This window comes from Streptomyces sp. NPDC034043 (assembly GCF_055575675.1).
The window spans coordinates 13,908-35,454 of the sequence record NZ_JBVISF010000026.1 but is presented as its reverse complement, the minus strand read 5'-3'; the positions used below and the strand labels follow the sequence as shown (position 1 = coordinate 35,454).

At 72.1% G+C, this 21,547-nt stretch carries 22 protein-coding genes and 2 pseudogenes; 7 read left to right on the top strand and 17 right to left on the bottom strand.

What is annotated here, in order from left to right; translation table 11 throughout:
• Positions 1-59: 59 nt before the first annotated feature.
• The gene (locus tag ACZ51S_RS33220) at positions 60-833 is read right to left on the bottom strand and encodes a response regulator transcription factor (RefSeq protein ID WP_468479157.1); all 774 of its coding nucleotides are present in this window, start codon (positions 831-833) and stop codon (positions 60-62) included.
• Between the two features lie 233 nt (positions 834-1,066).
• Between ACZ51S_RS33220 and ACZ51S_RS33215 the strand changes: the two genes are divergently transcribed.
• On the top strand, positions 1,067-1,681 hold the full coding sequence (locus tag ACZ51S_RS33215) for a ScbR family autoregulator-binding transcription factor (protein ID WP_468479156.1): 615 nt from the start codon (positions 1,067-1,069) through the stop codon (positions 1,679-1,681).
• A 127-nt stretch (positions 1,682-1,808) separates the two neighbouring features.
• On the opposite strand, the gene ACZ51S_RS33210 is transcribed toward ACZ51S_RS33215, so the two are convergent.
• From ACZ51S_RS33210 to ACZ51S_RS33195, 4 genes are all read right to left on the bottom strand, one after another.
• The gene (locus ACZ51S_RS33210; RefSeq protein WP_468804041.1) at positions 1,809-2,774 is read right to left on the bottom strand and encodes an SRPBCC family protein; all 966 of its coding nucleotides are present in this window, start codon (positions 2,772-2,774) and stop codon (positions 1,809-1,811) included.
• A gap of 74 nt (positions 2,775-2,848) precedes the next feature.
• Positions 2,849-3,121 carry a phosphopantetheine-binding protein gene (locus ACZ51S_RS33205; protein WP_468963004.1) on the bottom strand — a complete coding sequence of 91 codons (273 nt, stop codon included), beginning with the start codon at positions 3,119-3,121 and terminating at the stop codon, positions 2,849-2,851.
• Positions 3,122-3,368: 247 nt separating this feature from the next.
• Positions 3,369-4,190: an AfsR/SARP family transcriptional regulator gene (locus tag ACZ51S_RS33200; protein ID WP_362457485.1), complete on the bottom strand. Its 822-nt coding sequence runs from the start codon at positions 4,188-4,190 to the stop codon at positions 3,369-3,371.
• A gap of 314 nt (positions 4,191-4,504) precedes the next feature.
• Positions 4,505-5,326 (bottom strand): AfsR/SARP family transcriptional regulator, encoded by an 822-nt coding sequence (locus ACZ51S_RS33195; protein WP_468479154.1) that lies wholly within the window; start codon positions 5,324-5,326, stop codon positions 4,505-4,507.
• A gap of 1,162 nt (positions 5,327-6,488) precedes the next feature.
• Between ACZ51S_RS33195 and ACZ51S_RS33190 the strand changes: the two genes are divergently transcribed.
• The 3 genes from ACZ51S_RS33190 to ACZ51S_RS33180 all read left to right on the top strand — a co-directional run bounded on the left by ACZ51S_RS33190 (position 6,489) and on the right by ACZ51S_RS33180 (position 9,252).
• Positions 6,489-7,490, top strand: a complete 1,002-nt coding sequence (locus ACZ51S_RS33190) for a ScbA/BarX family gamma-butyrolactone biosynthesis protein (RefSeq protein ID WP_468963002.1) — start codon at positions 6,489-6,491, stop codon at positions 7,488-7,490.
• A 388-nt stretch (positions 7,491-7,878) separates the two neighbouring features.
• The gene (locus ACZ51S_RS33185) at positions 7,879-8,559 is read left to right on the top strand and encodes a ScbR family autoregulator-binding transcription factor (protein ID WP_468804043.1); all 681 of its coding nucleotides are present in this window, start codon (positions 7,879-7,881) and stop codon (positions 8,557-8,559) included.
• Positions 8,560-8,778: 219 nt separating this feature from the next.
• Complete coding sequence (locus tag ACZ51S_RS33180; RefSeq protein ID WP_468963000.1) at positions 8,779-9,252, top strand: GNAT family N-acetyltransferase; 474 nt, start codon at positions 8,779-8,781, stop codon at positions 9,250-9,252.
• A gap of 121 nt (positions 9,253-9,373) precedes the next feature.
• On the opposite strand, the gene ACZ51S_RS33175 is transcribed toward ACZ51S_RS33180, so the two are convergent.
• The 3 genes from ACZ51S_RS33175 to ACZ51S_RS33165 all read right to left on the bottom strand — a co-directional run bounded on the left by ACZ51S_RS33175 (position 9,374) and on the right by ACZ51S_RS33165 (position 11,199).
• Positions 9,374-10,204 carry an NAD(P)H-binding protein gene (locus ACZ51S_RS33175; RefSeq protein WP_468963012.1) on the bottom strand — a complete coding sequence of 277 codons (831 nt, stop codon included), beginning with the start codon at positions 10,202-10,204 and terminating at the stop codon, positions 9,374-9,376.
• Between the two features lie 116 nt (positions 10,205-10,320).
• On the bottom strand, positions 10,321-10,527 hold the full coding sequence (locus ACZ51S_RS33170) for a DUF4287 domain-containing protein (protein ID WP_388945635.1): 207 nt from the start codon (positions 10,525-10,527) through the stop codon (positions 10,321-10,323).
• Between the two features lie 117 nt (positions 10,528-10,644).
• Positions 10,645-11,199: a dihydrofolate reductase family protein gene (locus tag ACZ51S_RS33165; protein WP_468962998.1), complete on the bottom strand. Its 555-nt coding sequence runs from the start codon at positions 11,197-11,199 to the stop codon at positions 10,645-10,647.
• Positions 11,200-11,465: 266 nt separating this feature from the next.
• Between ACZ51S_RS33165 and ACZ51S_RS33160 the strand changes: the two genes are divergently transcribed.
• Both ACZ51S_RS33160 and ACZ51S_RS33155 read left to right on the top strand, forming a co-directional pair.
• The gene (locus tag ACZ51S_RS33160; protein ID WP_468804046.1) at positions 11,466-11,978 is read left to right on the top strand and encodes an FBP domain-containing protein; all 513 of its coding nucleotides are present in this window, start codon (positions 11,466-11,468) and stop codon (positions 11,976-11,978) included.
• A 103-nt stretch (positions 11,979-12,081) separates the two neighbouring features.
• Entirely contained in the window at positions 12,082-12,627 is a 546-nt protein-coding gene (locus tag ACZ51S_RS33155; protein ID WP_468962996.1) for a flavoprotein, read from the top strand.
• A gap of 42 nt (positions 12,628-12,669) precedes the next feature.
• On the opposite strand, the gene ACZ51S_RS33150 is transcribed toward ACZ51S_RS33155, so the two are convergent.
• The 9 genes and pseudogenes from ACZ51S_RS33150 to ACZ51S_RS33110 form a co-directional block, all read right to left on the bottom strand.
• Positions 12,670-13,176, bottom strand: a complete 507-nt coding sequence (locus ACZ51S_RS33150) for a DinB family protein (RefSeq protein WP_468804047.1) — start codon at positions 13,174-13,176, stop codon at positions 12,670-12,672.
• Positions 13,177-13,186: 10 nt separating this feature from the next.
• On the bottom strand, positions 13,187-14,386 hold the full coding sequence (locus tag ACZ51S_RS33145; RefSeq protein WP_468804061.1) for an epoxide hydrolase family protein: 1,200 nt from the start codon (positions 14,384-14,386) through the stop codon (positions 13,187-13,189).
• A gap of 122 nt (positions 14,387-14,508) precedes the next feature.
• Entirely contained in the window at positions 14,509-15,330 is an 822-nt protein-coding gene (locus tag ACZ51S_RS33140) for an AfsR/SARP family transcriptional regulator (protein WP_468479146.1), read from the bottom strand.
• A 231-nt stretch (positions 15,331-15,561) separates the two neighbouring features.
• Positions 15,562-16,332: a ScbR family autoregulator-binding transcription factor gene (locus ACZ51S_RS33135; protein WP_468479145.1), complete on the bottom strand. Its 771-nt coding sequence runs from the start codon at positions 16,330-16,332 to the stop codon at positions 15,562-15,564.
• 78 nt (positions 16,333-16,410) lie between these two features.
• Positions 16,411-17,259 carry an AfsR/SARP family transcriptional regulator gene (locus ACZ51S_RS33130; protein WP_468479144.1) on the bottom strand — a complete coding sequence of 283 codons (849 nt, stop codon included), beginning with the start codon at positions 17,257-17,259 and terminating at the stop codon, positions 16,411-16,413.
• 238 nt (positions 17,260-17,497) lie between these two features.
• Positions 17,498-18,112, bottom strand: a complete 615-nt coding sequence (locus tag ACZ51S_RS33125) for a ScbR family autoregulator-binding transcription factor (RefSeq protein ID WP_468479143.1) — start codon at positions 18,110-18,112, stop codon at positions 17,498-17,500.
• Positions 18,113-18,248: 136 nt separating this feature from the next.
• A pseudogene (locus ACZ51S_RS33120) lies at positions 18,249-18,706 on the bottom strand (cation:proton antiporter domain-containing protein).
• Positions 18,707-18,861: 155 nt separating this feature from the next.
• Positions 18,862-19,353 (bottom strand): annotated as a pseudogene (locus ACZ51S_RS33115) (cation:proton antiporter domain-containing protein); the annotation flags it as partial.
• A gap of 141 nt (positions 19,354-19,494) precedes the next feature.
• A complete protein-coding gene (locus ACZ51S_RS33110) occupies positions 19,495-20,232 on the bottom strand; it encodes a TetR/AcrR family transcriptional regulator (RefSeq protein WP_468962993.1) in 738 nt (245 codons plus the stop codon).
• 85 nt (positions 20,233-20,317) lie between these two features.
• On the opposite strand from ACZ51S_RS33110, the gene ACZ51S_RS33105 reads away from it, so the two are divergent.
• A complete protein-coding gene (locus ACZ51S_RS33105; RefSeq protein ID WP_468962991.1) occupies positions 20,318-21,487 on the top strand; it encodes an FAD-dependent monooxygenase in 1,170 nt (389 codons plus the stop codon).
• Positions 21,488-21,547 lie beyond the last annotated feature (60 nt).

Genomic DNA, 21,547 nt, shown 5'->3' with positions numbered 1-21,547 from the left:
GTCCCCCTCAGCTGGTATCGGTGGTCGGCGGTCCTCCCGCGGGATCCCGCGGGGCCGGCTCAGGCTGCCTGGCCGAACCGGAAACCGACGCCCCGGATCGTGATGATCCAGCCGGCGCCGATCTTGTTGCGGAGCGTGCTCACGTGCGTGTCCACGGTCCGGCGGGACCAGGAGTCGCCCCAGACCTGCTGCATCAGCATCTTGCGCGGGATGACGGTGTCGGGATGGGACGCGAGGAGGTAGAGCATGTCGAACTCCTTGCGCGTCGTTTCGACGGGCTCCCCGTTCAGCGTCACCTCGCGCGTTCCCGCGTCGATCCGCAGCGGGCCGCAGGTGATGGTCGCCGCGACGGGCCGGCTCGGGCGCGCCCGGCGCATCACCGCCTCCATCCGCGCCATCAGCTCGCGGAAGCCGTACGGCTTGACCAGGTAGTCGTCCGAGCCCGCCTGGAGGCCCAGGACCCGGTCCAGTTCGCTGCCCCGGGCGGTGACCGCGATCACCGGGATCTCGTGGGCCGCGCGGATGCTCCGGCAGACCTCCAGCCCGTCGAGGTCGGGGAGTTCGAGGTCGAGGAGCACGAGGTCGGCGTCGGCGTAGCCGCGCAGCCCCTCGCTTCCGGTGCTGACGATGTCGACTTCGTGCCCGTGGCGGCGCAGGCCGCGTGCGAGCGTCTCCGCCTCGGCCGTGTTGCTGTCCACGATGAGGATCCGCCACAGGGCCGACTGGGTCGGCGCGTGCTGTGGTGTCCTGAGTCCTTCGGCCGGAAGGAACCCCCCGTTCACTCCGGCGGCGGCTGCGTGAGGTTCCAGTACAGCGATGGTCCGCTGGTTCATCTGCCCCCCTCCCCTCAAGCTCGGTTGAGCCAACGTCAGCGAAGATACAAACCGCGTCGCCGGTTTGTCAAAGGCCTCACAAGCCCATGAGATACAGGGACGGATAGCCTGAAACCGGCCACCACAGGGGAGGAATCACCATCAAACCAGCCACCCGGGACCTTCGACCCCCTTCTTTTATACCAACGGCGCGGTTTAATAATGGAAGGAAACTGATACAGGAGCTATGCGTGATGAAACAAGAACGCGCCGTCCGGACCCGTCGAGCACTGATTGAGTCAGCCGCGACCGTGTTCGGACAGCGCGGCTACGCCGAGGCGACGCTGAGCATGATCAGCGTCGGGGCGGGTGTGAGCCCGGGCGCGCTGCACTTCCACTTCGAGAACAAGGCGGCGGTCGCCGAGGCGGTCGAGGCCGCCGGGGCACGGGCCCTGCGCGCGGTCGCCTGCGAGGTCTACGCGCAGCGGACGTCGGCCCTCCAGGCTCTGGCCGACAGTTCGCAGGCCCTCGCCCGGCTGCTCGTGTCCGACGTCGTGGCACGGGCCGGGTTCCGGCTCAACCGGGAGCCGGCGTACTCCCCCGCCTACGCCCTGCCCCGGGAGTGGCACGAGTACGTGCACCGGCTGCTCACGGAGGCCGCGCAGGAGGGCACCCTGCTGCCCGGCCTCAACCTCCGCAACGTGGCGGCGACGGTGGTGGCCGCCACCCTGGGTTTCGAGGCCCTGGCACGTGACGACCCGCAGTGGCTCGCCCCGCGCACGCTGGCCGGCTTCTGGCGGGTGGTCATGCCCTGCCTGGCTCTCCCCGCCACACTGCGCCGTCTCGACACCGCGGGTCGCCGGACCTGAGAAGCCCGCCACCCACCACCTCGGCGAAGACGGTGGTGGGTGACGGGCGGGCGCTACGGTTCCCCGCGGGCGGTCCCCCGCGGGCGTTACGGGTCCCCCGCGGCGCGCTCGGCCCGCGAAAGGCCCCTCACACGGACCGCAGGGCCCTGACGGTGTCCCCGGCGGACTGCGGCACCGGACCCAGCGTGGCCCTGGCCTCGCGGCCGAGCACCTCGCGCACGGAGCGCCGTGCCCGCGCGAGGTCCGCGCCGGGGCCCAGGACCCGCTCCACGGCCCGCTCGTCCAGCAGCACGTCGTGCCGGCACACCACGGTCACCCCCGCCGCGTCCGGTTCCAGCGACCACTCTCCGGCGTGCGCGGCGAGGAGGGGGTGCGGCCGGGTCCGCTTGAAGACGATGCGCCCGGCCGCCGGGAAGCACACCCGTACCCCCTCCGTGGTGTAGGAGGAGCCGTCCTCGGCCAGGTTCACCAGCCGGGTGCGCTGCACGCCTGGCCGGTCCTCGGTGACCTCGGCCTCCACGACGTGCGCGACGCGGCCCGGCCAGGAGTCCACGCCGTACAGGAACTCGTACACCGGCTCGGCCGGGCCCTCGATCCGTACGGAGTCCTCGAAGGACAGCAGCAGTTCGTCGAGCCGCCGCCAGCTTTCCGCGGCGGTCCGCAGACCGTGCAGCACCGCCCGGCCCCGCTCCTCGGCGGAGGCCAGGACCCGTTCGGCCTCCGCGCCGCGGCCCCCGGAGACGGTGACGTCCTGCTCCAGGGTCAGCCGCGACCAGCCCGGGGCCAGTTCCGTCACGCTCCAGCTGCCGCCCGCCGCGGCCACGGGGTCATCGGGGCGCTCCTCGCGGAAGCCGATGCGCCGCTGGTCGGGGTCCAGGGTCCGCCGCCAGAGCGAACGCCGCAGCTCCCCGTCCGCGATCGCCCACTGCATGTACCGGTCGGTGGTGCCGTCGAAGTCCAGCCGCTCGACGTGGACGGCGTCCGGCAGGAACAGCGGCCAGGGGGCGGTGTCGGCCACCAGGGTGTACAGGGCTCCGGCGGGCGCGGCCGCGTCAACCGCGCATGACAACCGGTGCACTCGCTCGACAGACATCAGACACCTCTCTCAACGCTTGACACAGAGCCTGTCTGAGTCGGCCGGAGCCCGCGTGGACTGCCGCTCGAGTCTCAGGCGGCGGCCCGGCTGCCCAGCACTCCGTTGACCAGTTCGAGGAAGAGCCTCGGGGTGTCGGCCATTTCGAGGAGGTCCCCGTCGATGAGGATGTCGAACTTCCGCTCGATCGAGCCGGTGGTCTGCAGGACGGAGAGGGAGTCGTAGCCGAGCTCCATCCAGTACAGGTCCTGGACGTCCTCGCTCAGCTCGACACAGTCCTCCTCGCCGCCCCAGACCCGCAGGATGCGGGCCAGGTCGACGAGTTCCAGCTGATCCGTGGCTTGCATGGTCGCCTCTCTCCTCGTCCGCCGGCGCACCGACGCACACCGGGTCGCCAGGAGCCTGACCGCCCGCACTGGAGAGCCGCTCACGCCACGGCCGAGCACCGCTCGAAGAACCAGGTCGCGGCCCTGCCACGAACCCACCGGTGCACAAGGATGGCCCGGGGCGGCGGGTCCGCGGAGCGGCGGCACGGCCGCCCGGTGCACCGGCGCCGCGCGGGGGGCGGCAGGCGGTCGCCCGCCCGCGCCGCCCCTACGCCGCGTACAGGTCGAAGGTGGAGCTGCGGCGCGGTCCCGCGACCACGTCGAGCGCCGGGTCCACCCGCAGCATCGCCTGGTGCAGGCGCTGGAGCTGCTGCGAGGGCTCGACGCCGAGCTCCCCGATCAGGCGGGCCCGGAGCCTGCGGTAGACGTCGAGGGCGGTGGCCTGCCGGCCCGAGCGGTAGAGGGCCACCATGGCCTGCGAGTGCAGGCCCTCGTGCTGCGGGTTGCGGGCCATCAGCTCCGTGAGTTCGGCGAGCAGTTCGGTGTGCCGCCCCAGGCGCAGGTCGACGTCGATGCGCCGCTCGGTGGTCACCAGCCGGCTCTCCGCCAGGCGCAGCACCTCGATCTCGAGGATCGGCCCGACGCGTACGTCGACCAGCGCGGGTCCCTGCCACAGGTCGAGGGCCTTGCGCAGCAGGTCCGCGGCGCGCTCGTCGTCACCGTCGTCGAAGGCGGTCTGGCCGGCGGCCACGAGGGCCTCGTACTCGTGGACGTCCACCGACTCCTGCGGGATCTGGAGCAGGTAGCCGCCGTGCCGGGTGGCGAGCACGTCCTTGGCGGTGCCGGGGGCCCCGGGGCCCATGGCCGTGCCGAGTCTGCGGCGCAGCTGGAGGATGTACGTCTGCAGGGTGGTGAGCGCGCTTTCGGGCAGCTTCGTCCCCCAGATCTCCTCCATGAGGGTCGGTACGGGCATCACCCGGCCCGGGTAGAGCGCGAGAAGCGCCAGGATCTGACGCGGCTTGCCCGCCGTAGGAACGATCGATGCCCCGTTGACCTCGGCACTCAACGGACCCAGAACCTGAATCTTCACGGTCTCCCGTCTCCCCTCCATATTTCGTCGAGATACTCTCGGTTTTCAGTATTCGACCCGATGACGGTAAGGCAGCCCAGGGCAACATCACCGGGCGCTCGAGCCGACGTCGAGCGGACCTCCGAAACAGGCGAACAGACGGCGGATTCGAAAGACAGGATTCCGATTGGAGACGGAACCCCATGCTCAGCCCAGTGATTGAGCTGCTCACCTTTGTTCCGATTCCCGTTAACGCAAATTAACTCTCAGGTTCTCCCGCGCTCTTTCTTAAATCCCGGTACACGATTTCACAAATCGATCATCCCGATACCGGGTCACCCCACCCGGGCGAGCCGCTTGCGGGCGGTCTCCGGGGATTCGGCGGGGGTCTCGGGGCCGCTCATGAGGATCGACCGCTGGAGACTGCGCAGGGCGGCGGAGGGCTCGATGCCGAGCTCGCGCACCAGCGTGGAGCGCAGCCGCTGGTAGACGCTGAGCGCCTCGCCGCGACGCCCGGATCGGTGCAGGGCGAGCATGAACTGCCCGTGCAGGTTCTCGTGGATCCGGTAGCGGCTGGCCAGTACGGTCAGTTCCGCGAGGAGCTCCCGGTGCCGGCCGAGCCGCAGGTCCGCCTCTATGCGCTGATCGAGCGCGCACAGCCGGGTCTCCTCCAGGCGCCGCGTCTCCATGTCCAGCTGCACGCCGCCGTCGACGTCCGCGAAGGCCGGGCCGGACCAGAGCGCGAGCGCCTCGCGCAGCAGCCGTGCGGCGTTGGGGAAGTCCCCGGCGTCCATGGCCCGGTAGCCCATCCCGGCCAGCCGGTCGAATTCGCGGACGTCGCTGGTCCCGCCGGCGCTGTTGAGCATGTACCCGCCGGGCAGCGTGACGAGGACGTCCTTCGGGGTGCGCGACCCGTCCGTCCCCTCCAGCGCGGTGGCGATGAGCCCGCGCAGCTGGAGCACGTACGTCTGGAGCGTCGTACGGGCGCTGCGCGGCGGCTCGGCGCCCCACAGCTCCTCGATCAGCGCGGCCACGGGCACCACCTGGTCGGCGTGGAGCGCGAGCAGCGCCAGCACCTGCCGGGGCTTGGCCGCGGTCGGCGTGATGGAGACCCCGTTCTCCCGCACGGTCAGTGCGCCCAGTACATCGATGTCCACGCCCGTACTCCCCTGTTCGTCCATGGATGAGCCCTCGACTTTCGCTGGAACGAGCAAAAAACAGACGAGCCGGTTTGTCAATACCAAACCGGCTGTACCGTTTTCTGACCTCCACACCCCTTCAGGAACCCACGAACGCGCCACGAGCTGCAGGTTTGCCTGCAAGCGGAACACCTGAGGCTCCCCTCCGGTCGCCACAGGAGGGGCAGGACACGGCTGGAGGCGCGCCATACGAGCCAATAAACGGCTGAGAACCGACCCCCTGGTCGGCTCGTGACGCCTCATCGGTGGACCTGGCACGAGGAGCCGAACGGCCGGACATACCTCTACGCGACACCCGGCAGGGAGTTAACAAACCGCTTTAGCGGTTTGCTGGAGGATATTTACACTTGGCGAACGGCGGAGACCGGCCCGAGCTCGGCTCGAACGTCACTCAAGACGAAGAGGAACGACTCCCACCGGCCCTGGGCCGCGAGCCGCCGCCAGGGCCGGAACCCATCCGGCGGAAGGCCGCCCCCTCATCCCGCCCGCCCACCGGACGCCCTTCCGCCAGCCGGTAGACCAATCACCCGCAAGCCCGGGAACCCAGACCTCGGCGCGCCGGAGCCGGGCAACGGAGTCAGCCGAGACGTTTCGCCCCGGCAAACCGCGAACGCGCACGACGGGCGGATCGGGCCGGTCGTCATCCAGGGGAGCACCTCCGGTCGGCCGCCCGGTCCGCTCCGCGCATCGCGGACGGCAGAACCGTTCTGGACGGCACAAGCCCTGCGGTCGGACCGGTGCGAGACTTCCTGGGGCGGCAGTCGTCGCCCCCCAAGGAAGGGACGAGGCATCGCGGCGAACGGCCCGGCCGTCGCAGACCGCAAAGCGCTCTTCCGACACGGGTCCGCCGGCTTCCCGCGCCGGATACCGCCCTCCTACCGGCCACCGGCTCAAGAACCACTCTTGGCCCGGTTGAGCTGTTCCAGCCGGGGTGGCAGAGATTCAACGTCGGCCCACCGGCAGGGAACTGGGAAAACAGTCGGGCGGAGGTTTGGCCGGAATGGGCACCTCCGCATATTTCTCCGGCAAGGGTGACTCTCTCTCTGGATAAAAAACCGGTTGGTATATATTTTTCTCGCAGGTCACACCTGTAACTCGCCAGCGCTGTCTAGGGGGAACAATGAGCGCGAGCACGTTTCATGTAGAGCGCACTCCGACCTACGACCCGACGTTGCGGGCCGCACTCTCGCCACTCGGGCAGAGCGGATACGACTATCCGTCGCTCACCGCCACCGTTCCGAAGGAACTGGTGCACCGGGCATCCGCCGCCGAAGTCTTCCTGACCGACTGGCAGCGTCTCGACGACACCCGCTTCTCCGTCACCGCCCAGTGGCCCCGCAGCCACAGCTTCTACACCCAGGTCGCCGGAGACCACCACGATCCCCTCATCTGCGTGGAGACGATCCGGCAGGTCGGCATCCTGCTGGGGCACGCCGAGTTCGGTCTGCCTCTCGGCCACCAGTACCTGCTGTGGGACCTCGGCATCACCATCCACCAGCCGGAGCACCTCAAGGCTGAGCGGACGAAGTCGACGTCTCTCGACATCGACGTCACCTTCACCGAGATCAAGCGCCGGGCCGGAAAGCTGAGCAAGATCACCTACGATGCCGTGGTCCGCCGCGCCGGACACGTCGTCGCGACGGGGCGCGTCTCCTCCACCTGCACCAGCCCGGCGGTCTACGAGCGCCTGCGCCCCCCGCACACCCGGCAGGCCGACCACCGTCCGCTGCCCCTGACGGCTCCCGTCGCGCCGCAGAGCGTGGGGCGGCTGTCCCCGACCGACGTGGTCCTGTCCCCGTCGGCCGAGCCGAACCGCTGGCAGCTCAGGGTGGACACCCTCCACCCGATCCTGTTCGACCACCCCCTCGACCACGTACCGGGCATGCTCCTCGTGGAAGCCGCCCGACAGGCCGCGGCGGCCACTCTCGGACGTTCGTCCTTCCTGCCGCTCGGCATCAGCAGCGACTTCAAGCGGTACGTCGAGTTCGACATGCCGTGCATGATCCAGGCGGAGCGCCTGTACCCGGACACGCCCGGAGCGGACGAAGCCGTGCGGGTGACGGGCCTCCAGAACGGCACGGTCGCCTTCAGCGCGCTCGTCACGGCGGCCTCGTACTCCTGACGGGGCCGGCTCCGGCTCCGACGCCGGCCGCATTTTCCGGTGCCGAGGCACGCCCGGCTCCACCAAGCGCCTCGGCACCACCTCCATGACCCCGGACCGCCCGCTTCACGGTCTCCTGAACGGATCCAGCCCTTTCCCCCGTGCCGACGACACCTCGCGCCGGCTCGGGCACCGGCGGAACCAGCAGGTCAGAGGCATGCCCTCGGGCAGAATTGCCCCCTGCGGTTTCGGTCGCACCCCACTCTCGGAACCGTCTTCCTCTCTCGGCGTACCAGGCGTCGGCGCAGCGTCAGGGTTGGCGTGGAAGTTACGCGCTGTAAGATACGTACGGGACGGGCGGTTTGCACCAGGCTTCCGACGCTCCGCTCCCGTGGAGGAAGGAGCCAGCATGGCTGAGCAGGTACGAGCCATCCGCACGCGCCGGGCGATCCTGGCAGCGGCGGCCAAGATCTTCGAGGAGCGCGGCTACCAGGCAGCCACCATCTCGGAGATCCTCGCCGAAGCGGGGGTGACCAAGGGAGCCTTGTACTTCCACTTCCAGTCGAAGGAGGATCTGGCCCACGGCGTCCTCGCGTCCCAGAACCAGAACCTGGTCATCCCCGGTCGCGCGACCATGGTGCAGGAGGTCGTGGACATCATGATGCTCCACACCTACCGCCTCCAGACCGATGCCATGGTCCGGGCGAGCGTGCGGCTGGCCATGGACCAGCTGGCACGGGGGCTCGACCGCAGTGGGCCCTGGCTCGCCTGGGTCGCTCCCGTGTGCGAGCGCCTGGAGAAGGCCAAGACCAGGGGCGAACTGCTCCCCCACGTCGTCCCGGCCGAGACCGCTGACGTGATCGTGGGCACCTACGCCGGCATCCAGTCGATGTCCCAGGCCCTCACCGACTACCAGGACCTCGGCATCCGGGTCACCGCACTGCTGCGTCATCTGCTGCCCAGCATCGTGCAGTCCTCGGTCCTCACCGCCGTGGACATCTCCGAGAGCCGGACGGTCACCGTCTACAACGAGGCCCTGGAGTACTCGCAGGAACTGGAAGCGGCGGGCCTGACGAAGGCCACCGCCTGACTCCCCCGGACCCGCAGGTACGCGGCTCCGGCACGGCACGGCGCCTGATGTCCGCGTGCCCGGCTCCGGACCGGCCCGTGGAACGACGATTACCGGCCACCACACCAAGACCCGCCCATCGTTTCAGAACGCCCTCTCCCGAAGGTGTCGCGACACTCAGAAATATACCGCACGTCCTGTTCTTTTTGCAGCCCTCAGCGGCGGAACTAGGCTGCGCAAATGATCAGCTCATCACTCCGCCTGGTACCGGTGACCCCGGACAACTTCGAAGCCGTCACCGCCGTCCGCGTCCGCCCCGACCAGGAGCACCTCGTCGAGTCCGTCACGCAGTCCCTCGCCGAGGCCTACGTCCACGGGGAGGTCGCCTGGCCCCGCGCCATCGTCGACGGTGACGAGGTCGTCGGCTTCATCATGGCCTTCCTGGACATCGTCTGGAACCCGGCCAAGGACCCGGAGCACCGCCGCTCCGGCATCTGGCGCCTGAACATCGCCGCCGGTCATCAGGGCAAGGGCTACGGCCGCTTCGCCGTGGAGGCCGTCACCGAGGAGATCCGCCGTCGCGGCGGGACGCGGGCGTACGTCACCTGGCACGACGGCGACGACAGCCCGGCGCCCTTCTACCTGGGCCTCGGCTTCCGGCCCACCGGCGAGCTCAGCGGCCCCCAGCCCGTCGGCGTCCTGGAGCTCTCCTGAGCCGGGGCCGGGCGGGCACCGCGGTGCCCGCCCGGCCTGCCACCGTGCCCGCGGCCGTCCCCGTCCGGAACCACCGCGGGCCCACCCCCCGCACCGGCTCGCGGACCGCCGCCGGCCGGGCTCACCCCCGGACGTCCCAGACCCCGCTCGCCGCCGCTTGGCGCGCGTAATCGGCGAAGTCCTTGGCGGGGCGTCCCAGTACCTCCTCCACCCCGTGGTCCAGGTGCGCGTTGCGCCCGTCCGAGATCAGGGCGAACAGCTCCGCGAACTCCTCCGGCAGGCCGCGTTCCCGCAGCACCGCCAGGTACGCCGCCTCCGTGACGGGGACGTACGCGATCTCGCGCCCGGTCGCCCTCGAGAGCTCGTCGGCCACCTCCGCGAAGCCGAGCAGCCTCGGCCCGGTCAGCTCGTACGTCCTGCCGATGTGGCGGTCGTCGGTGAGCGCGGCAACCGCCACGTCGGCGATGTCACCGGCGTCCACGAAGGGTTCCACCGCGTCCCCCACGGGCAGCGCGATCTCCCCGGCCCGTACGGAGTCCAGGAAGAAGTCCTCGTCGAAGTTCTGGTGGAACCAGCTGGCGCGTACGACGGTCCAGTCGGCCCCCGAGTCCCGCAGCCGGTCCTCGGCCCGCCGCGCCGCCTCCTCCCCGCGCCCGGACAGCAGCACCAGTCGCCGCGCCCCGGCGGCCACGGCGGCTTCCGCGAAGGCACCGACGCGGTCGGCGGCTCCCGGGAAGGCCAGGTCCGGGTGGTAGGTCACGTACGCCCGGTCCACGCCTCGCAGCGCGGGTCCCCAGGTCTCGGGCCGGTCCCAGTCGAAGGCCGGCTCACCGGTGCGGGAGCCGATGCGCACCGCGCGCCCGTGGGCCAGGAGCCGTTCGGCGACCCGTCGTCCCGTCTTCCCGTTGCCCCCGACGACGAGGGTGGTGCCGCCCCGCGTGCCGTTGTCCATGCCGTTGTCCGTGCCGTTGTCCGTGCGCTTGTCCGTGCTGTTCGTCATGACACCCAGTCAAGCCGCGTCCGGCGGGACAGGACATGGCCCGGACGCTCTGCCGCATGCGTGAGCGTCTACTTCTCCGCGAGGGTGTGCGCGACCAGCGCGTTGGCGTGGCCGTGGCCGATGCCGTACTCGGTCTTCAGCCAGGAGACGAGCTCCATGTGCTTCGTCAGCGGGGAGGCCCGGACGAGGGCCTGCCATTCGGCCACCGGGCGGCCGTACTTCTTCTCGATCGAGGGGAAGTAGCTCGCGGGGCCCTTCACCGGCTGCTCGGTCATGACGTGGTGCTCCTTCTGAGCGCGGGACGGAAACGAAGTCCGGGACGGGACGGAACAGAACAGAACAGGACGGGAACGCGTGACCGGCATCCAGGGACGGATCAGGCGCCCCGCCGCTCACCCGGCGGCGGGCGCCGGCGCGTACGCGTGCACCTGCGCCCCGCTGCCGCCGAGCGCGGTGGTCCCCACCGGGCGCAGGGTCTTCACCGGGGAGTCCTCGCCGAACAGCTTGCGCCCTGCGCCCCGCACCACCGGCAGGGTCCACAGCCGCAGTTCGTCGAGCAGGTCGTGCGCGAGCAGGGCGTTGACGAGCTGTCCGCTGCCGTAGACGAGCAGGTCGCCGCCGTCCTGCTGCTTGAGCGCGGCGACCTCGGCGGCGAGGTCACCCGTCAGGAAGGTGGCGTTCCACTCCGGGGCGGCGCTGCTGGAGGTCGCGACGTACTTCGGCATCGCGTTCATCCGCAGGGTCCCGGCGTCGGCGCCCTCGGCCCGCGCCATCCAGGCAGGCGCCATCGCCTCGTACGTCACCCGGCCCAGCAGCAGCGCGTCGGCGGCGGCGAGCTGCTCACCGGCGAACTTCTCCGCCTCGGTGTTCCAGAACGGCATGGACCAGCTCGGGTCCTCGAAGACGCCGTCGACCGAGATGAAGACGGAGGCGATGACCTTGCGCATGAGGGTTCCCCTTAGAGATGTATACAGCGTCCACATCCAGACGCTCCGCAGCCTATCCAATAAAGTGGACGGTGTCCACATATTGCCGGAGGCGCAACTCCCGCCTCTCACACGGGTAGACCGGCCCCCTCCCCCCGACTCATCGGCGCACCGGCCACCGATTCCGGAAGATCCGCCGCCCCCAGCCCCCCGTCCACCCCCACCCCGCCCTCCACCTGCGTAAATGACGTGCGGAGCGCCCCACGCGCCCCGTAGGGTCGACTCCCGTGGAACCGCTCACCGAAAAACAAATCCGCTCATCCTTCGTGAACTGCACCAAGGGTGAGGCGGCGCGCCTGCGTCTGCCCCTGGACTTCGCCCAACTGCCCTGGCAGGACCTGGACTTCCTGGGCTGGGTGGACCCGGGCGCCCCGCTGCGGGCCCATCTGGTCGTCCCCCGCCCCGAGGGTCCGGTCGGCATCACCCTGCGCGTGCCCGCCGCGACGCGGACGAGCGCCGTGAAGTCGAGCCTGTGCCAGATCTGCCTGACGGGACACGCCTCGTCCGGGGTCACCCTGCTCGCCGCCCCGCTGGCGGGCGCCCGGGGCCGTGAGGGGAACACGGTCGGCACGTACATCTGCGCCGACCTCGCCTGCCCCCTCTACGTACGCGGCAAGCGGCAGCCGAAGCTGCGCGCCGGGCGCCAGGAGGAGTCGCTGACCGTGGAGGACCGCCTCGCGCGGATGTGGGGCAATCTGGACGCCTTCACCGCCAGGATCGCCACCGGGGCGGCCGTCTGAACCGGGCCGGGATCCCCTCCCGGCCCGCCTCCACCGCCACCGCGATGTCAGCGGCCCGGCCCTCGAGGAGAGTTGAGGGCCAGGAATGTGATCACATAACCGCATGACGAGGACTCTCTACCTGTTCTGTTCGGCCGCCCCGCCCGTCTTCGACGTGGCCCATGTGATCGAGGACGCCCAGTCGCGCGGCTGGGACGTGTGCCTGGGCCTGACCCCGGCGGCGGCGCAGTGGGTGGCGGAGAGCCTCGACGGTCTCGCCGCCCTGACCGGCAACCCGGTGCGCTGGCAGTACAAGCTCCCCGGGGAGCCCGACGTGTGGCCGGCCGCCGACGCCGTCCTCTTCGCCCCCGCCACCTTCAACTCGGTCAACGCCTGGGCCCTCGGCCTCACCGACCGCTTCACCGTCGGCGTCGCCGCCGAGGCCCTCGGCAAGGGCACCCCGGTCGTCGCCATGCCGTGTACGAACGCCGCCCTCGCCGCGCACCCCCAGTTCGAGCAGTCGCTGGCCGTCCTGCGCGGCGCCGGCGCCGAACTTCTCTTCGGGGAGGGCGGCTTCCTGCCCGGCCCGGCCGGGTCCGACATCCCGCCGCACTTCCCCTGGCAGGCCGCCCTCGACGCCGTGGACCGGGCCGGAGCGGTCTCCGCGTAACGCTGGCGGCCAAGGCCCACCCCGTGCCCCCGGCGGGCGCGCCTACTCCCCGGTGACCCCGTCGATCGCCTCGCGCAGCAGGTCGGCGTGCCCGTTGTGCCGGGCGTACTCCTCGATCATGTGCGCGAGGATGTAGTGCAGCGAGTACGCCCGGCCGCCGGAGTGCCCTCGTACGTCGAGGGACTCGGCGGCCGCCACGACGGCCCGCGACCGCTCGCAGGCCTCTTCCCAGATCCGGAAGGACTCGGCGGGGTCGGCGTCCTCGACGTGGAACTCCGTCCGCTCCCCGGCGGCGTTCTCCGGGAAGTGGCCCGGTGTGTCCTCCCCGTTCAGCACGTTGCGGAACCAGCCCCGCTCCACCTCGGCCAGGTGCCGGACCAGCCCCAGCAGGCTCAGCCCGGACGGCGGTACGGCCCGGCGCCGCAGCTGCTCGTCCGTGAGGCCGGCGCACTTCATCCGCAGGGTGTCCCGCTGCCACTGCAGGACGCTGGTCAGGGTGGAGCGTCCGTCACCGGTCAGTACGGGCGGGGTGCGCTGTTCGAGGTCCATCGGACGATGATCACAGCGTCACGCGGTCCCCGCCGCCGGATTCCGCATGCCGGACGGCCTCGTCCCGGAAGAACGCCCGTACGTCCTCCACCAGCAGCTCCGGCACCTCCATCGCGGGGAAGTGCCCGCCCCTGTCGTACGAGGTCCAGCGCACGATCCGGTCGGTGCGCGCGGCGACGTGGCGCAGCGGGACGAAGTTGTCGCGGGGGAAGTCGGCGAGCGCGGTCGGGGTGTCCGACACCTCCGGCGGCTGCCCGTGGTAGTCCGCGTGGGCCCGCTCGTAGTAGATGCGGGCGGCCGACCCCGCCGTCCCGGTCAGCCAGTACAGCATCACGTTGGTCAGCATCTGGTCCCGGTCGACGGGGGTCCGGGGGTCGCTCCACTCGGCGAACTTCTCCCCGATCCAGGCGAGCAGCCCGACCGGCGAGTCGTTCAGCCCGTACGCGAGGGTCTGCGGCCGGGTCGCCTGGATGTCGGCGTACCCCTGCCGTTCCCGCGCCCACACCCGGTAGCGCTCCCAGGAGGCCAGCGTCCGCTCCCGCTCGCCGGGGTCCAGCGCCGCGAGCTCGGCCGGCGCGGGTTCGGCGGTGGCTCCCGCCCCGGGCAGCAGGTTCAGGTGCACTCCGACGACGTCGCCGGGGCGGATCCTGCCGAGTTCCCGCGAGACCGCGGCGCCCCAGTCACCGCCCTGGACCCCGTACGCCTCGTACCCGAGCCGCTCCATCAGCACCCCGAAGGCCCGCGCGACCCGCTTGAACTCCCAGCCGGTGCCGGTGGTCGGCCCGGAGGGCCCGAAGCCGGGAATGCTCGGCAGCACCAGGTGGAAGGCGTCGGCGGGGTCCCCTCCGTACGCGCGCGGGTCGGTCAGCGGCCCGGCCACCTTCTGGAACTCCACGAAGGACCCCGGCCAGCCGTGCGTCATCAGCAGCGGCAGGGCGTCCGGCTCCGGCGAGCGGACGTGCGCGAAGTGCACACGGGCCCCGTCGATGACGGTGGTGTACTGCGGCCACTCGTTCAGCCGCGCCTCGGCGGCCCGCCAGTCGTACTCCTCGCGCCAGTACCGCACGAGCTCCCGCATCTCCCCGAGCGGCATCCCGTACGCCCGCCCGACCCCGTCGAGCTCGTCGGGCCACCGCGCCCGCCTCAGCCGCCCGTCGAGGTCGTCCAGCTCCTCCTGCGGCACGTCGAACCGGAACGGCCTGAAACCCATTTCTTCCATGCGCCCACGATGTCAGCCCTGCCCGGGGCGGTGGACCCGGGTGTTCTGGCCGGCCGACGGCTCGGGCCCGCCTGCACCCGCCCCGCCTCGCCCCGCCCCGGCGCCGGTCGCGGTCAAGCCGCGTAGAGGTCGAAGGTCGATCCCCGCTTGGGGCCGGCCGCGACGTCCAGAGCCGGATCCACCGTCAGCATCGCCTGGTGCAGCCGCTGGAGCTGCGGCGCCGGCTCGACGCCCAGCTCACCGATGAGCCGTCCGCGCAGCCGCCGGTACACGTCCAGGGCCGCGCCCTGCCGCCCCGACCGGTACAGCGCCACCATCAGCTGGGAGTGCAGGCCCTCGTGCTGCGCGTGCCGTGCCGTCAGCTCGGTGAGCTCGGCGAGGAGTTCGGTGTGCCGCCCCAGCCGGAGGTCGACGTCGATCCGCCGCTCCAGCGTGACCAGCCGGCTCTCCTCCAGCCGCATGACCTCGATCGCGAGGACCGGGCCCACCCGTACGTCGACCAGCGCCGGCCCCTCCCACTGCGCGAGCCCTGCCCGCAGCAGGGTGGCCGCGCCCTCGTCATCGCCGCCCTCGAAGGCGGCGAGGCCGCGCGCGACGAGGTCCTCGTACGCGTGGACGTCGACGGACTCCGGCGGCACCTGCAACAGGTACCCGCCGTGCCGCGTCGTGAGGACCTCCTTCGCGGCCCCCGGCCGGCCCGGCCCCATGGCCGTGCCCAGCCTGCGGCGGAGCTGGAGGATGTACGTCTGCAGGGTGGTCAGCGCGCTGTTGGGCAGCTCCTGGCCCCAGATCTCCTCCATGAGGGTGGGCACCGGCATCACCCGGCCGGGATGCAGGGCGAGCAGGGCCAGGATCTGCCGCGGCTTGGCCGCGGTCGGCACGATGGACTCCCCGTCGACCTCGGCCCTCAGCGGTCCCAGAATCTGAATCCTCACGGTTCCCCCTCCGCAGTTCGTCGATTCACCTCGATGACGCGGGTCGCTGTGGCCCCCGTCCCGTACGCCCGGACCGGCCGGGTCCGTACCTCTCCGCGCGTCGCGCCGCTCCGGTTGGCGGCAGGTGCCCGAGCGTGCCGCGACCCGCGGGGGCCGCGTCCGGGCAGGACCCGTACCGTGCGTCGTGCGGACCCGCCGGTCCGGTCCGGACGTGATCCACCGGAAGCGGTCCTAGACCCCGCTCCCGAGGAACTCGTACCGCCGCTCGTCGCCCGCACCGGAACCGGCTCCGCCGGAGGGGGCCTGCGTCCGGTAGTCCCGCACCCGCGCCGCACCGACCAGGCTCGGCAGCAGCAGCCCCCACAGGGCGGCCACCTTCCGCTGGAGCTCCGCGTACGACAGCCCCGTGCCGGCCAGTACCTCGATACCGCAGACCGCCGCGGCCACCAGCGCCTCGGCGCTCTCCCACCGGTCGGCGGCCGAACCGGCGTCGCCCCCGACCGCATCGCGGTCGCCGTCGCCGTAACGGTCGCCGTCACCGTCGCCGGGAACGCTCCCGACCGGCCGGTCCAGCGGCAGCTCGCCCACGTCCCGCGCCGTCCGCAGCAGTTCGCACACCACCGACAGCCACGCCCCGTGGAAGTCGACCGCGGCCGGCTGCTGCCCGGCGCACTCCTTGGTGATCCGGAAGCTCGCCGGGATCGCCGGATCCTCGTGCAGCGTCCGCGCCAGCCAGTGCGTCGCGTCGATCAGCGTCTGCAAGGGCGAGGCCCCGCCCTCCCGCAGCACCCGGACCGCTTCGTGCAACAGGCCGCAACCGCGCCGCTGGACCGCGTCGGCAAGCTCGTCCTTCGAGGCGAAGTGGAAGTACAGCGCCCCCTTCGTCACCCCGGCCGCACCCGCGATCTCTCCGAGCGTCGCGTTGGCGTAGCCGTTGCGGTGGAACAACTCGGCCCCGGCGAAGACCAACCGCCTGCGGGTCCGCTCCGACCTCTCCTGCACCGCTCCGTCTCCCTTCGCCCCCGCTCCGTCCTTGCACCTGCCGTCGGCCGCGCGCACCCGGCGCCGCCCTCGCACGGGTCAGGCCCGTACGAGCCGTTCGGCCCGCGGGCCCGTACCGGCGACCACCCCGGCCACCGCCGCCGCCTTGACCGCACCCTCCGGGCCGGCCATCAGGATCGAGCGCTGGAGCCGGCGCAGCGCGGTGGACGGCTCCAGGCCCAGGTCCCGTACGAGCGTGGTGCGCAGCCGCTGGTACACGTCCAGTGCCTCGCCGCGCCGGCCCGAGCGGTGCAGGGCGAGCATGAACTGCCCGTGCAGGTTCTCGTGGGTGCGGTACCGGCTCACCAGCACCGTCAGCTCCGCCAGCAGCTCGCGGTGACGGCCCAGCTTCAGGTCCGCCTCGATGCGCTGGTCGAGCGCGCACAGCCGGGTCTCCTCCAGGCGGCGCGTCTCCATGTCCAGCTGTACGCCGCCCTGTACGTCGGCGAAGGCGGGACCCGACCACAGGGCGAGGGCCTCGCGCAGCCGCTGCGCGGCGACCGGGTAGTCACCCGCGTCGATCGCCCGGTAGCCCATGCCGGCGAGCCGGTCGAACTCGCGGACGTCGCTGGTGCCGCCGTCGCTGTTCAGCAGGTAGCCGCCGGGCAGCGTCACGAGCACGTCCTTCGCGGTCCGCTCCGAGTCGTCGCTGCCCTCCAGGGCGGTCGCGATGAGCGCGCGCAGCTGGAGGACGTACGTCTGGAGGGTGGTGCGGGCGCTGCGCGGGGGCATCGACCCCCACAGCTCCTCGATCAGCGCCGACACCGGTACGACCTGGTCGGCGTGGAGGGCCAGGAGCGCCAGGACCTGGCGGGGCTTGGGGGCGGTGGGCGTGATGGAGATCCCGTTCTCCCGCACGGCGAGTGCGCCCAGTACATCGATGTCCACGTCGTACTCCCCTGTCCTTTGGATGAGTCGCAAGAGTCAGTAGAAAACAGGCCGGACGGTTTGTCAATGCGTAACCGGTCGACCGGCTTTCGGCCGGGCGAATCTCGCCGCTCCTAGGAAATACCCGTCTGACCTGGGTTTTTGCGTGAACACCACAGACCCACGACAGCTTGGAGCCGTTCAGCCACCTCGCTACGCAAGCCATATAACACCCATCAGGGCCCAACAATCAAACCATTCAGTCTGTTTCTTGGGCCGCAACGGCCTTCCTGTCCGGAGCGATCCCCGGCAGCACCACCGTCCACATCCGGGCCAGCGCCTGCCGCGCGGTCCACTCCGGTTCCACGGACAGCAGGTCCCTCAACCCGGACGTGATGGCCACGACCACCCGCGTCGCGTCCTGCGGGGAAACCCCCTCGGCCAGGAGCCCGGCCCGTTCCGCGCTGTCCATCAGCTCCTGCGTCCACAGACGGCACTGCCCCCGCAGATCCACCCTGCTGCGGTGGGCGGCGTCGGCGCCCAGCGCGAAGCCGGCTCGTACGACCACGTCCGCGGCCAGCAGTTTCAGCAGTGCGTACGTCGCGTCGACGAGCACCAGCAGGGGATCGCCGTCCCGGTCGCCCGCGCCTTCCGCTTCGGCGATCCGCCGCAGCCTCCGCGCCGCCCGGGCCTCCACGGCCCGCGCCAGGGCGGGCTTTCCGTCGAAGTGGAACTGGACGGCGCCGGAGGTCACTCCGGCCCGCTCGCTGATCGCGGCGATCGACGCCGCGGCGAAGCCCTCCTCGGCGAACACCTCCGCCGCGGCGAGCACGAGAGCTTCCCGCGTGCGTACCGCACGCTCCTGCTTGACCATGAGGGGCTCCACACCGCAATCGCCGCATCCGCGGGCCGCCCCACGCCGAGGGGGTACGTGATCCTGGGCCACAGTCGACGCCCTCACCGGAGCCGGACCGGACTCCCGCCAGAGCCGCCGTCCACCGCCGACCGCGTCAACGCCCGTCGCCCGCCCCGGCGCCCGCGGCCGGGGGCACCCCCAGCACCCGCACCACCGGCCCCGTCACGGCCGTCGTCACCATGGTCATCAGCACCAGGACGGTGAACAGCTCCACCCCGATCACCCCCAGCCCGAGCCCCACGTTCAGCACCACCAGCTCCGTCACCCCGCGGCAGTTCATCAGCGCCCCCAGCAGCACGGCGTCCCGCCCCCGCACCCCCGCCACCCGCGCCGCCGCCGTCGCCGCGCCCCCACGTCGGTCCGCAGCCCGCTCCCCACGAAGAACAGCGGCAGCAGCACCGGCACCGCGAACTCCCGCGTCCGCCGCGCCGCCGACTCCACCGACTCCACCCCCCGCGGCACCACCGCCCCGAGGACGCACGCCCCGAACAGCGCGTGCGCCCCCAGCGCCTCCGTCGCGTACGCCGCCAGGCAGATCCCGCCGAACAGCACCACGACCCCGCCGCCCGCCTCCGGCCGCTCCCCGTCCGGCCGCCGCACCCCCCACCGCCCGGCCGCCCGGCCGCCCGGGCGAGCAGCGGCCGCACACCCCACCACATCCCCGCCACGAAGACCCCGGCCAGGGCCGCCCGCCCCAGCCCGGCCCCGGCACCACCGCCCCCGACGACGGCCACGACCACCGCCAGCAGGCACCAGGCGACCACGTCCGCCACCGCCGCGCAGGCCATCGCCAGCACCCCCACGGGCGTCCCGTACAAGCCCTGCTCGGTGAGGATCCGCGCCAGTACGGGAAAGGCGGTGACGCTCAGCGCCACCGCCACGAACAGTACGAACTCCCCCCGCCCGACCCCCTCCGGCGCGAAGGTCCCGTACAACCCGAGCGCCAGCAGCCCCCCGAGCCCCAGCGGCACCCACACACTCGCCTGGCTCACCACCACCACGGCCCGCCGGATCCCCCGCAGCATCCCCACATCGAACTCCAGCCCCACCAGGGACATGAAGACGACGAGCCCGAGGTTCCCCAACGCCCCCAGGGACGGCAGCACCTCATCCGGCAGCAGCCACCGCTGCCCCTCCGGCCACACCCGCCCCAGGAAGGTGGGCCCGAGCAGGATCCCCACGGCGATCTCCCCGACCACCGCCGGCTGCCCGAGCCCGCGCGCCGACACCCCGCCCGCACCGCACGCGAGGACCACCACCGCCACGGCGACCAGCACTCCACCCGCCACGGCCCTGTCCTGCCCGGGGCACCGCGCACCGGAACCAGAAGCCGCCCGGCTTCAGGAGGTCGCCCGCCGCTCCACCAACAGCGCCAGCCCGTCGAGGATCCGCTCCAGCCCGAACTCCAGGGCCTGGTCCTGCCCCCCGTGCTCGGCGACGGAGGCCAGCGCGCCCGCGAGCGCCGGATACTCCTCGCCCCTCATCCGCACGACCTCTTCGAGCACCGCCCCGAGTTCCTCATCCGGGCCGCCCGCGCCGGCCGTCGCCCGCTCCTGCTCGGCGATCCCCCGTACGTGCCCGGCCACCAGCACCACCGCGTCCATCGCCTCGGCCCCGCTCAGCCCGCACCCCTCCAGCGCGGCCAGCGCCCGCTCCAGCCACCCGACTTCCCGCGGCCCCATCGCCCGCGCCCCCACCATCGCGTCCAGCAGCCACGGATGTGCCCGGAACCCGCTCAGCAGCTCCCGCGCCCACGCCCCGAGCCGCTCCCGCCACCCGTCCCCGGCCGCCGCCAGCGCGGCGTCCAGTCCCCGTGCCGGGTCGGGCAGCGCGGCCTCCACCATCAGCGCGACGGCCTCCGCCTTCCCCGGTACGTACCGGTAGAGGGCCATCTTGGTGACCCCCAGTTCCCCGGCCACCCGCTGCATCGACACACCGCCGAGCCCCTCGCCGTCGGCGATCTGGACCCCGGCCCCCGCGATCTGCTCCAGGGTCAGCCCCCGCCTCGGCCCCCGCGCCGGCGTCACCGGCGGCCCCCACAACAACCGCACCGCCGCCGCCCACTGCCCGTCCGCCACCGGACCCCCTTGCCCTCGCACCAAAACCGCGTCTACCGTACACACCGAAACAGTATCCACCGGACACAGTCACTTGGGGACACGTATGCCCACCACCAGAACCGTGCTCATCTCCGGCGCGAGCGTCGCGGGCCCCGCCGTCGCCCACTGGCTCGCACGCCACGGCTTCCGCCCCACCGTCGTCGAGGTCGCCCCGGCCCTGCGGGACGGCGGCCACGCCGTGGACTTCCGCGGGGAGACCCACCTCCGCGTCCTCCACCGCATGGGCATCCTCGACGCACTCCGCCGCGTCCAGACCGGCGGCACCCCGATGACCTTCGTGGACGCCGACGACAGGGAACTCCTCCACCTCCCCGCCGCCTTCGCGGGCGGCGACGTGGAAGTGCTGCGCGGCGACCTCTCCCGCATCCTCTACGAGGCCTCCCGCCCTTCCGCGGAGTACCTCTTCGGCGATTCGATCACCTCCCTCACCGAGACCGCCGCCGGTGTGGACGTCACCTTCCGGCACGCCCCGCCCCGCAGCTTCGACATCGTCATCGGCGCCGACGGCCTGCATTCCACCGTGCGCCGGCTGGCCTTCGGCCCCGAGGAGCGGTACGTCTCCCACCTCGGCCACTACGCCGCCACCTGGAGCCTGCCGGGCGACCCCCACCCCGCCCGCCGCGGCTCCGTCGGCTTCAACGCCCCCGGCCGCCTCGCCTCCGTCGGCTCCTCCCCCGCCACCCCCGGCCGCGCTGGCGCCTTCTTCCTCTTCGCCTCGCCCGAGCTGTCGTACGACCGCCACGACCCGGCCGCCCACAAGGCGCTCATCACCCGCGCCTTCGCCGGCCTGCCCTGGCGGGTGGGCCCGCTCCTCGAATCCCTCGCCGGCGCCGAGGACCTCTACTTCGACTCGATCAGCCGCGCCGACGTCGGCGCCTGGTCCACCGGCCGGACCGTCCTCCTCGGGGACGCCGCCTGTGGCGCGACGATCGGCGGCATGGGCACCGGCACCGCGGTCGTGGCCGCGTACGTCCTGGCGGGCGAACTGGCCCGCTCCCCCGAGGATCCCCGAGCCGCCTTCCGCCGCTACGAGTCCCTCGTCCGCCCCTACGCCCGGGCCTGCCAGCGCGGCGGCAACCGCACCGGCCCCTTCCTGGCCCCCGCCACCCCCCTCGGCCTGCGCCTGCGCAACACCCTCCTGAGCCGCCCCGGCTGCCTGGCCCTGATGCTGAAGGCGGGCCGCACGACGGCCACCCTCCCCCTCCCCCATTAACGGCGTTAACACCCCACCCCGGCCCCACCACTGGACCGTTAACGCCGTCAACGCCGTCAA

Excerpts from the sequence above, each read along its gene's own strand:
- ACZ51S_RS33220 (WP_468479157.1), bottom strand. The coding sequence starts at position 833 with ATGAACCAGCGGACCATCGCTGTACTGGAACCTCACGCAGCCGCCGCC.
- ACZ51S_RS33215 (WP_468479156.1), top strand. The coding sequence starts at position 1,067 with ATGAAACAAGAACGCGCCGTCCGGACCCGTCGAGCACTGATTGAGTCA.
- ACZ51S_RS33210 (WP_468804041.1), bottom strand. The coding sequence starts at position 2,774 with ATGTCTGTCGAGCGAGTGCACCGGTTGTCATGCGCGGTTGACGCGGCC.
- ACZ51S_RS33205 (WP_468963004.1), bottom strand. The coding sequence starts at position 3,121 with ATGCAAGCCACGGATCAGCTGGAACTCGTCGACCTGGCCCGCATCCTG.
- ACZ51S_RS33190 (WP_468963002.1), top strand. The coding sequence starts at position 6,489 with ATGAGCGCGAGCACGTTTCATGTAGAGCGCACTCCGACCTACGACCCG.
- ACZ51S_RS33185 (WP_468804043.1), top strand. The coding sequence starts at position 7,879 with ATGGCTGAGCAGGTACGAGCCATCCGCACGCGCCGGGCGATCCTGGCA.
- ACZ51S_RS33180 (WP_468963000.1), top strand. The coding sequence starts at position 8,779 with ATGATCAGCTCATCACTCCGCCTGGTACCGGTGACCCCGGACAACTTC.
- ACZ51S_RS33175 (WP_468963012.1), bottom strand. The coding sequence starts at position 10,204 with ATGGACAACGGCACGCGGGGCGGCACCACCCTCGTCGTCGGGGGCAAC.
- ACZ51S_RS33170 (WP_388945635.1), bottom strand. The coding sequence starts at position 10,527 with ATGACCGAGCAGCCGGTGAAGGGCCCCGCGAGCTACTTCCCCTCGATC.
- ACZ51S_RS33165 (WP_468962998.1), bottom strand. The coding sequence starts at position 11,199 with ATGCGCAAGGTCATCGCCTCCGTCTTCATCTCGGTCGACGGCGTCTTC.
- ACZ51S_RS33155 (WP_468962996.1), top strand. The coding sequence starts at position 12,082 with ATGACGAGGACTCTCTACCTGTTCTGTTCGGCCGCCCCGCCCGTCTTC.
- ACZ51S_RS33150 (WP_468804047.1), bottom strand. The coding sequence starts at position 13,176 with ATGGACCTCGAACAGCGCACCCCGCCCGTACTGACCGGTGACGGACGC.
- ACZ51S_RS33145 (WP_468804061.1), bottom strand. The coding sequence starts at position 14,386 with ATGGGTTTCAGGCCGTTCCGGTTCGACGTGCCGCAGGAGGAGCTGGAC.
- ACZ51S_RS33125 (WP_468479143.1), bottom strand. The coding sequence starts at position 18,112 with ATGGTCAAGCAGGAGCGTGCGGTACGCACGCGGGAAGCTCTCGTGCTC.
- ACZ51S_RS33105 (WP_468962991.1), top strand. The coding sequence starts at position 20,318 with ATGCCCACCACCAGAACCGTGCTCATCTCCGGCGCGAGCGTCGCGGGC.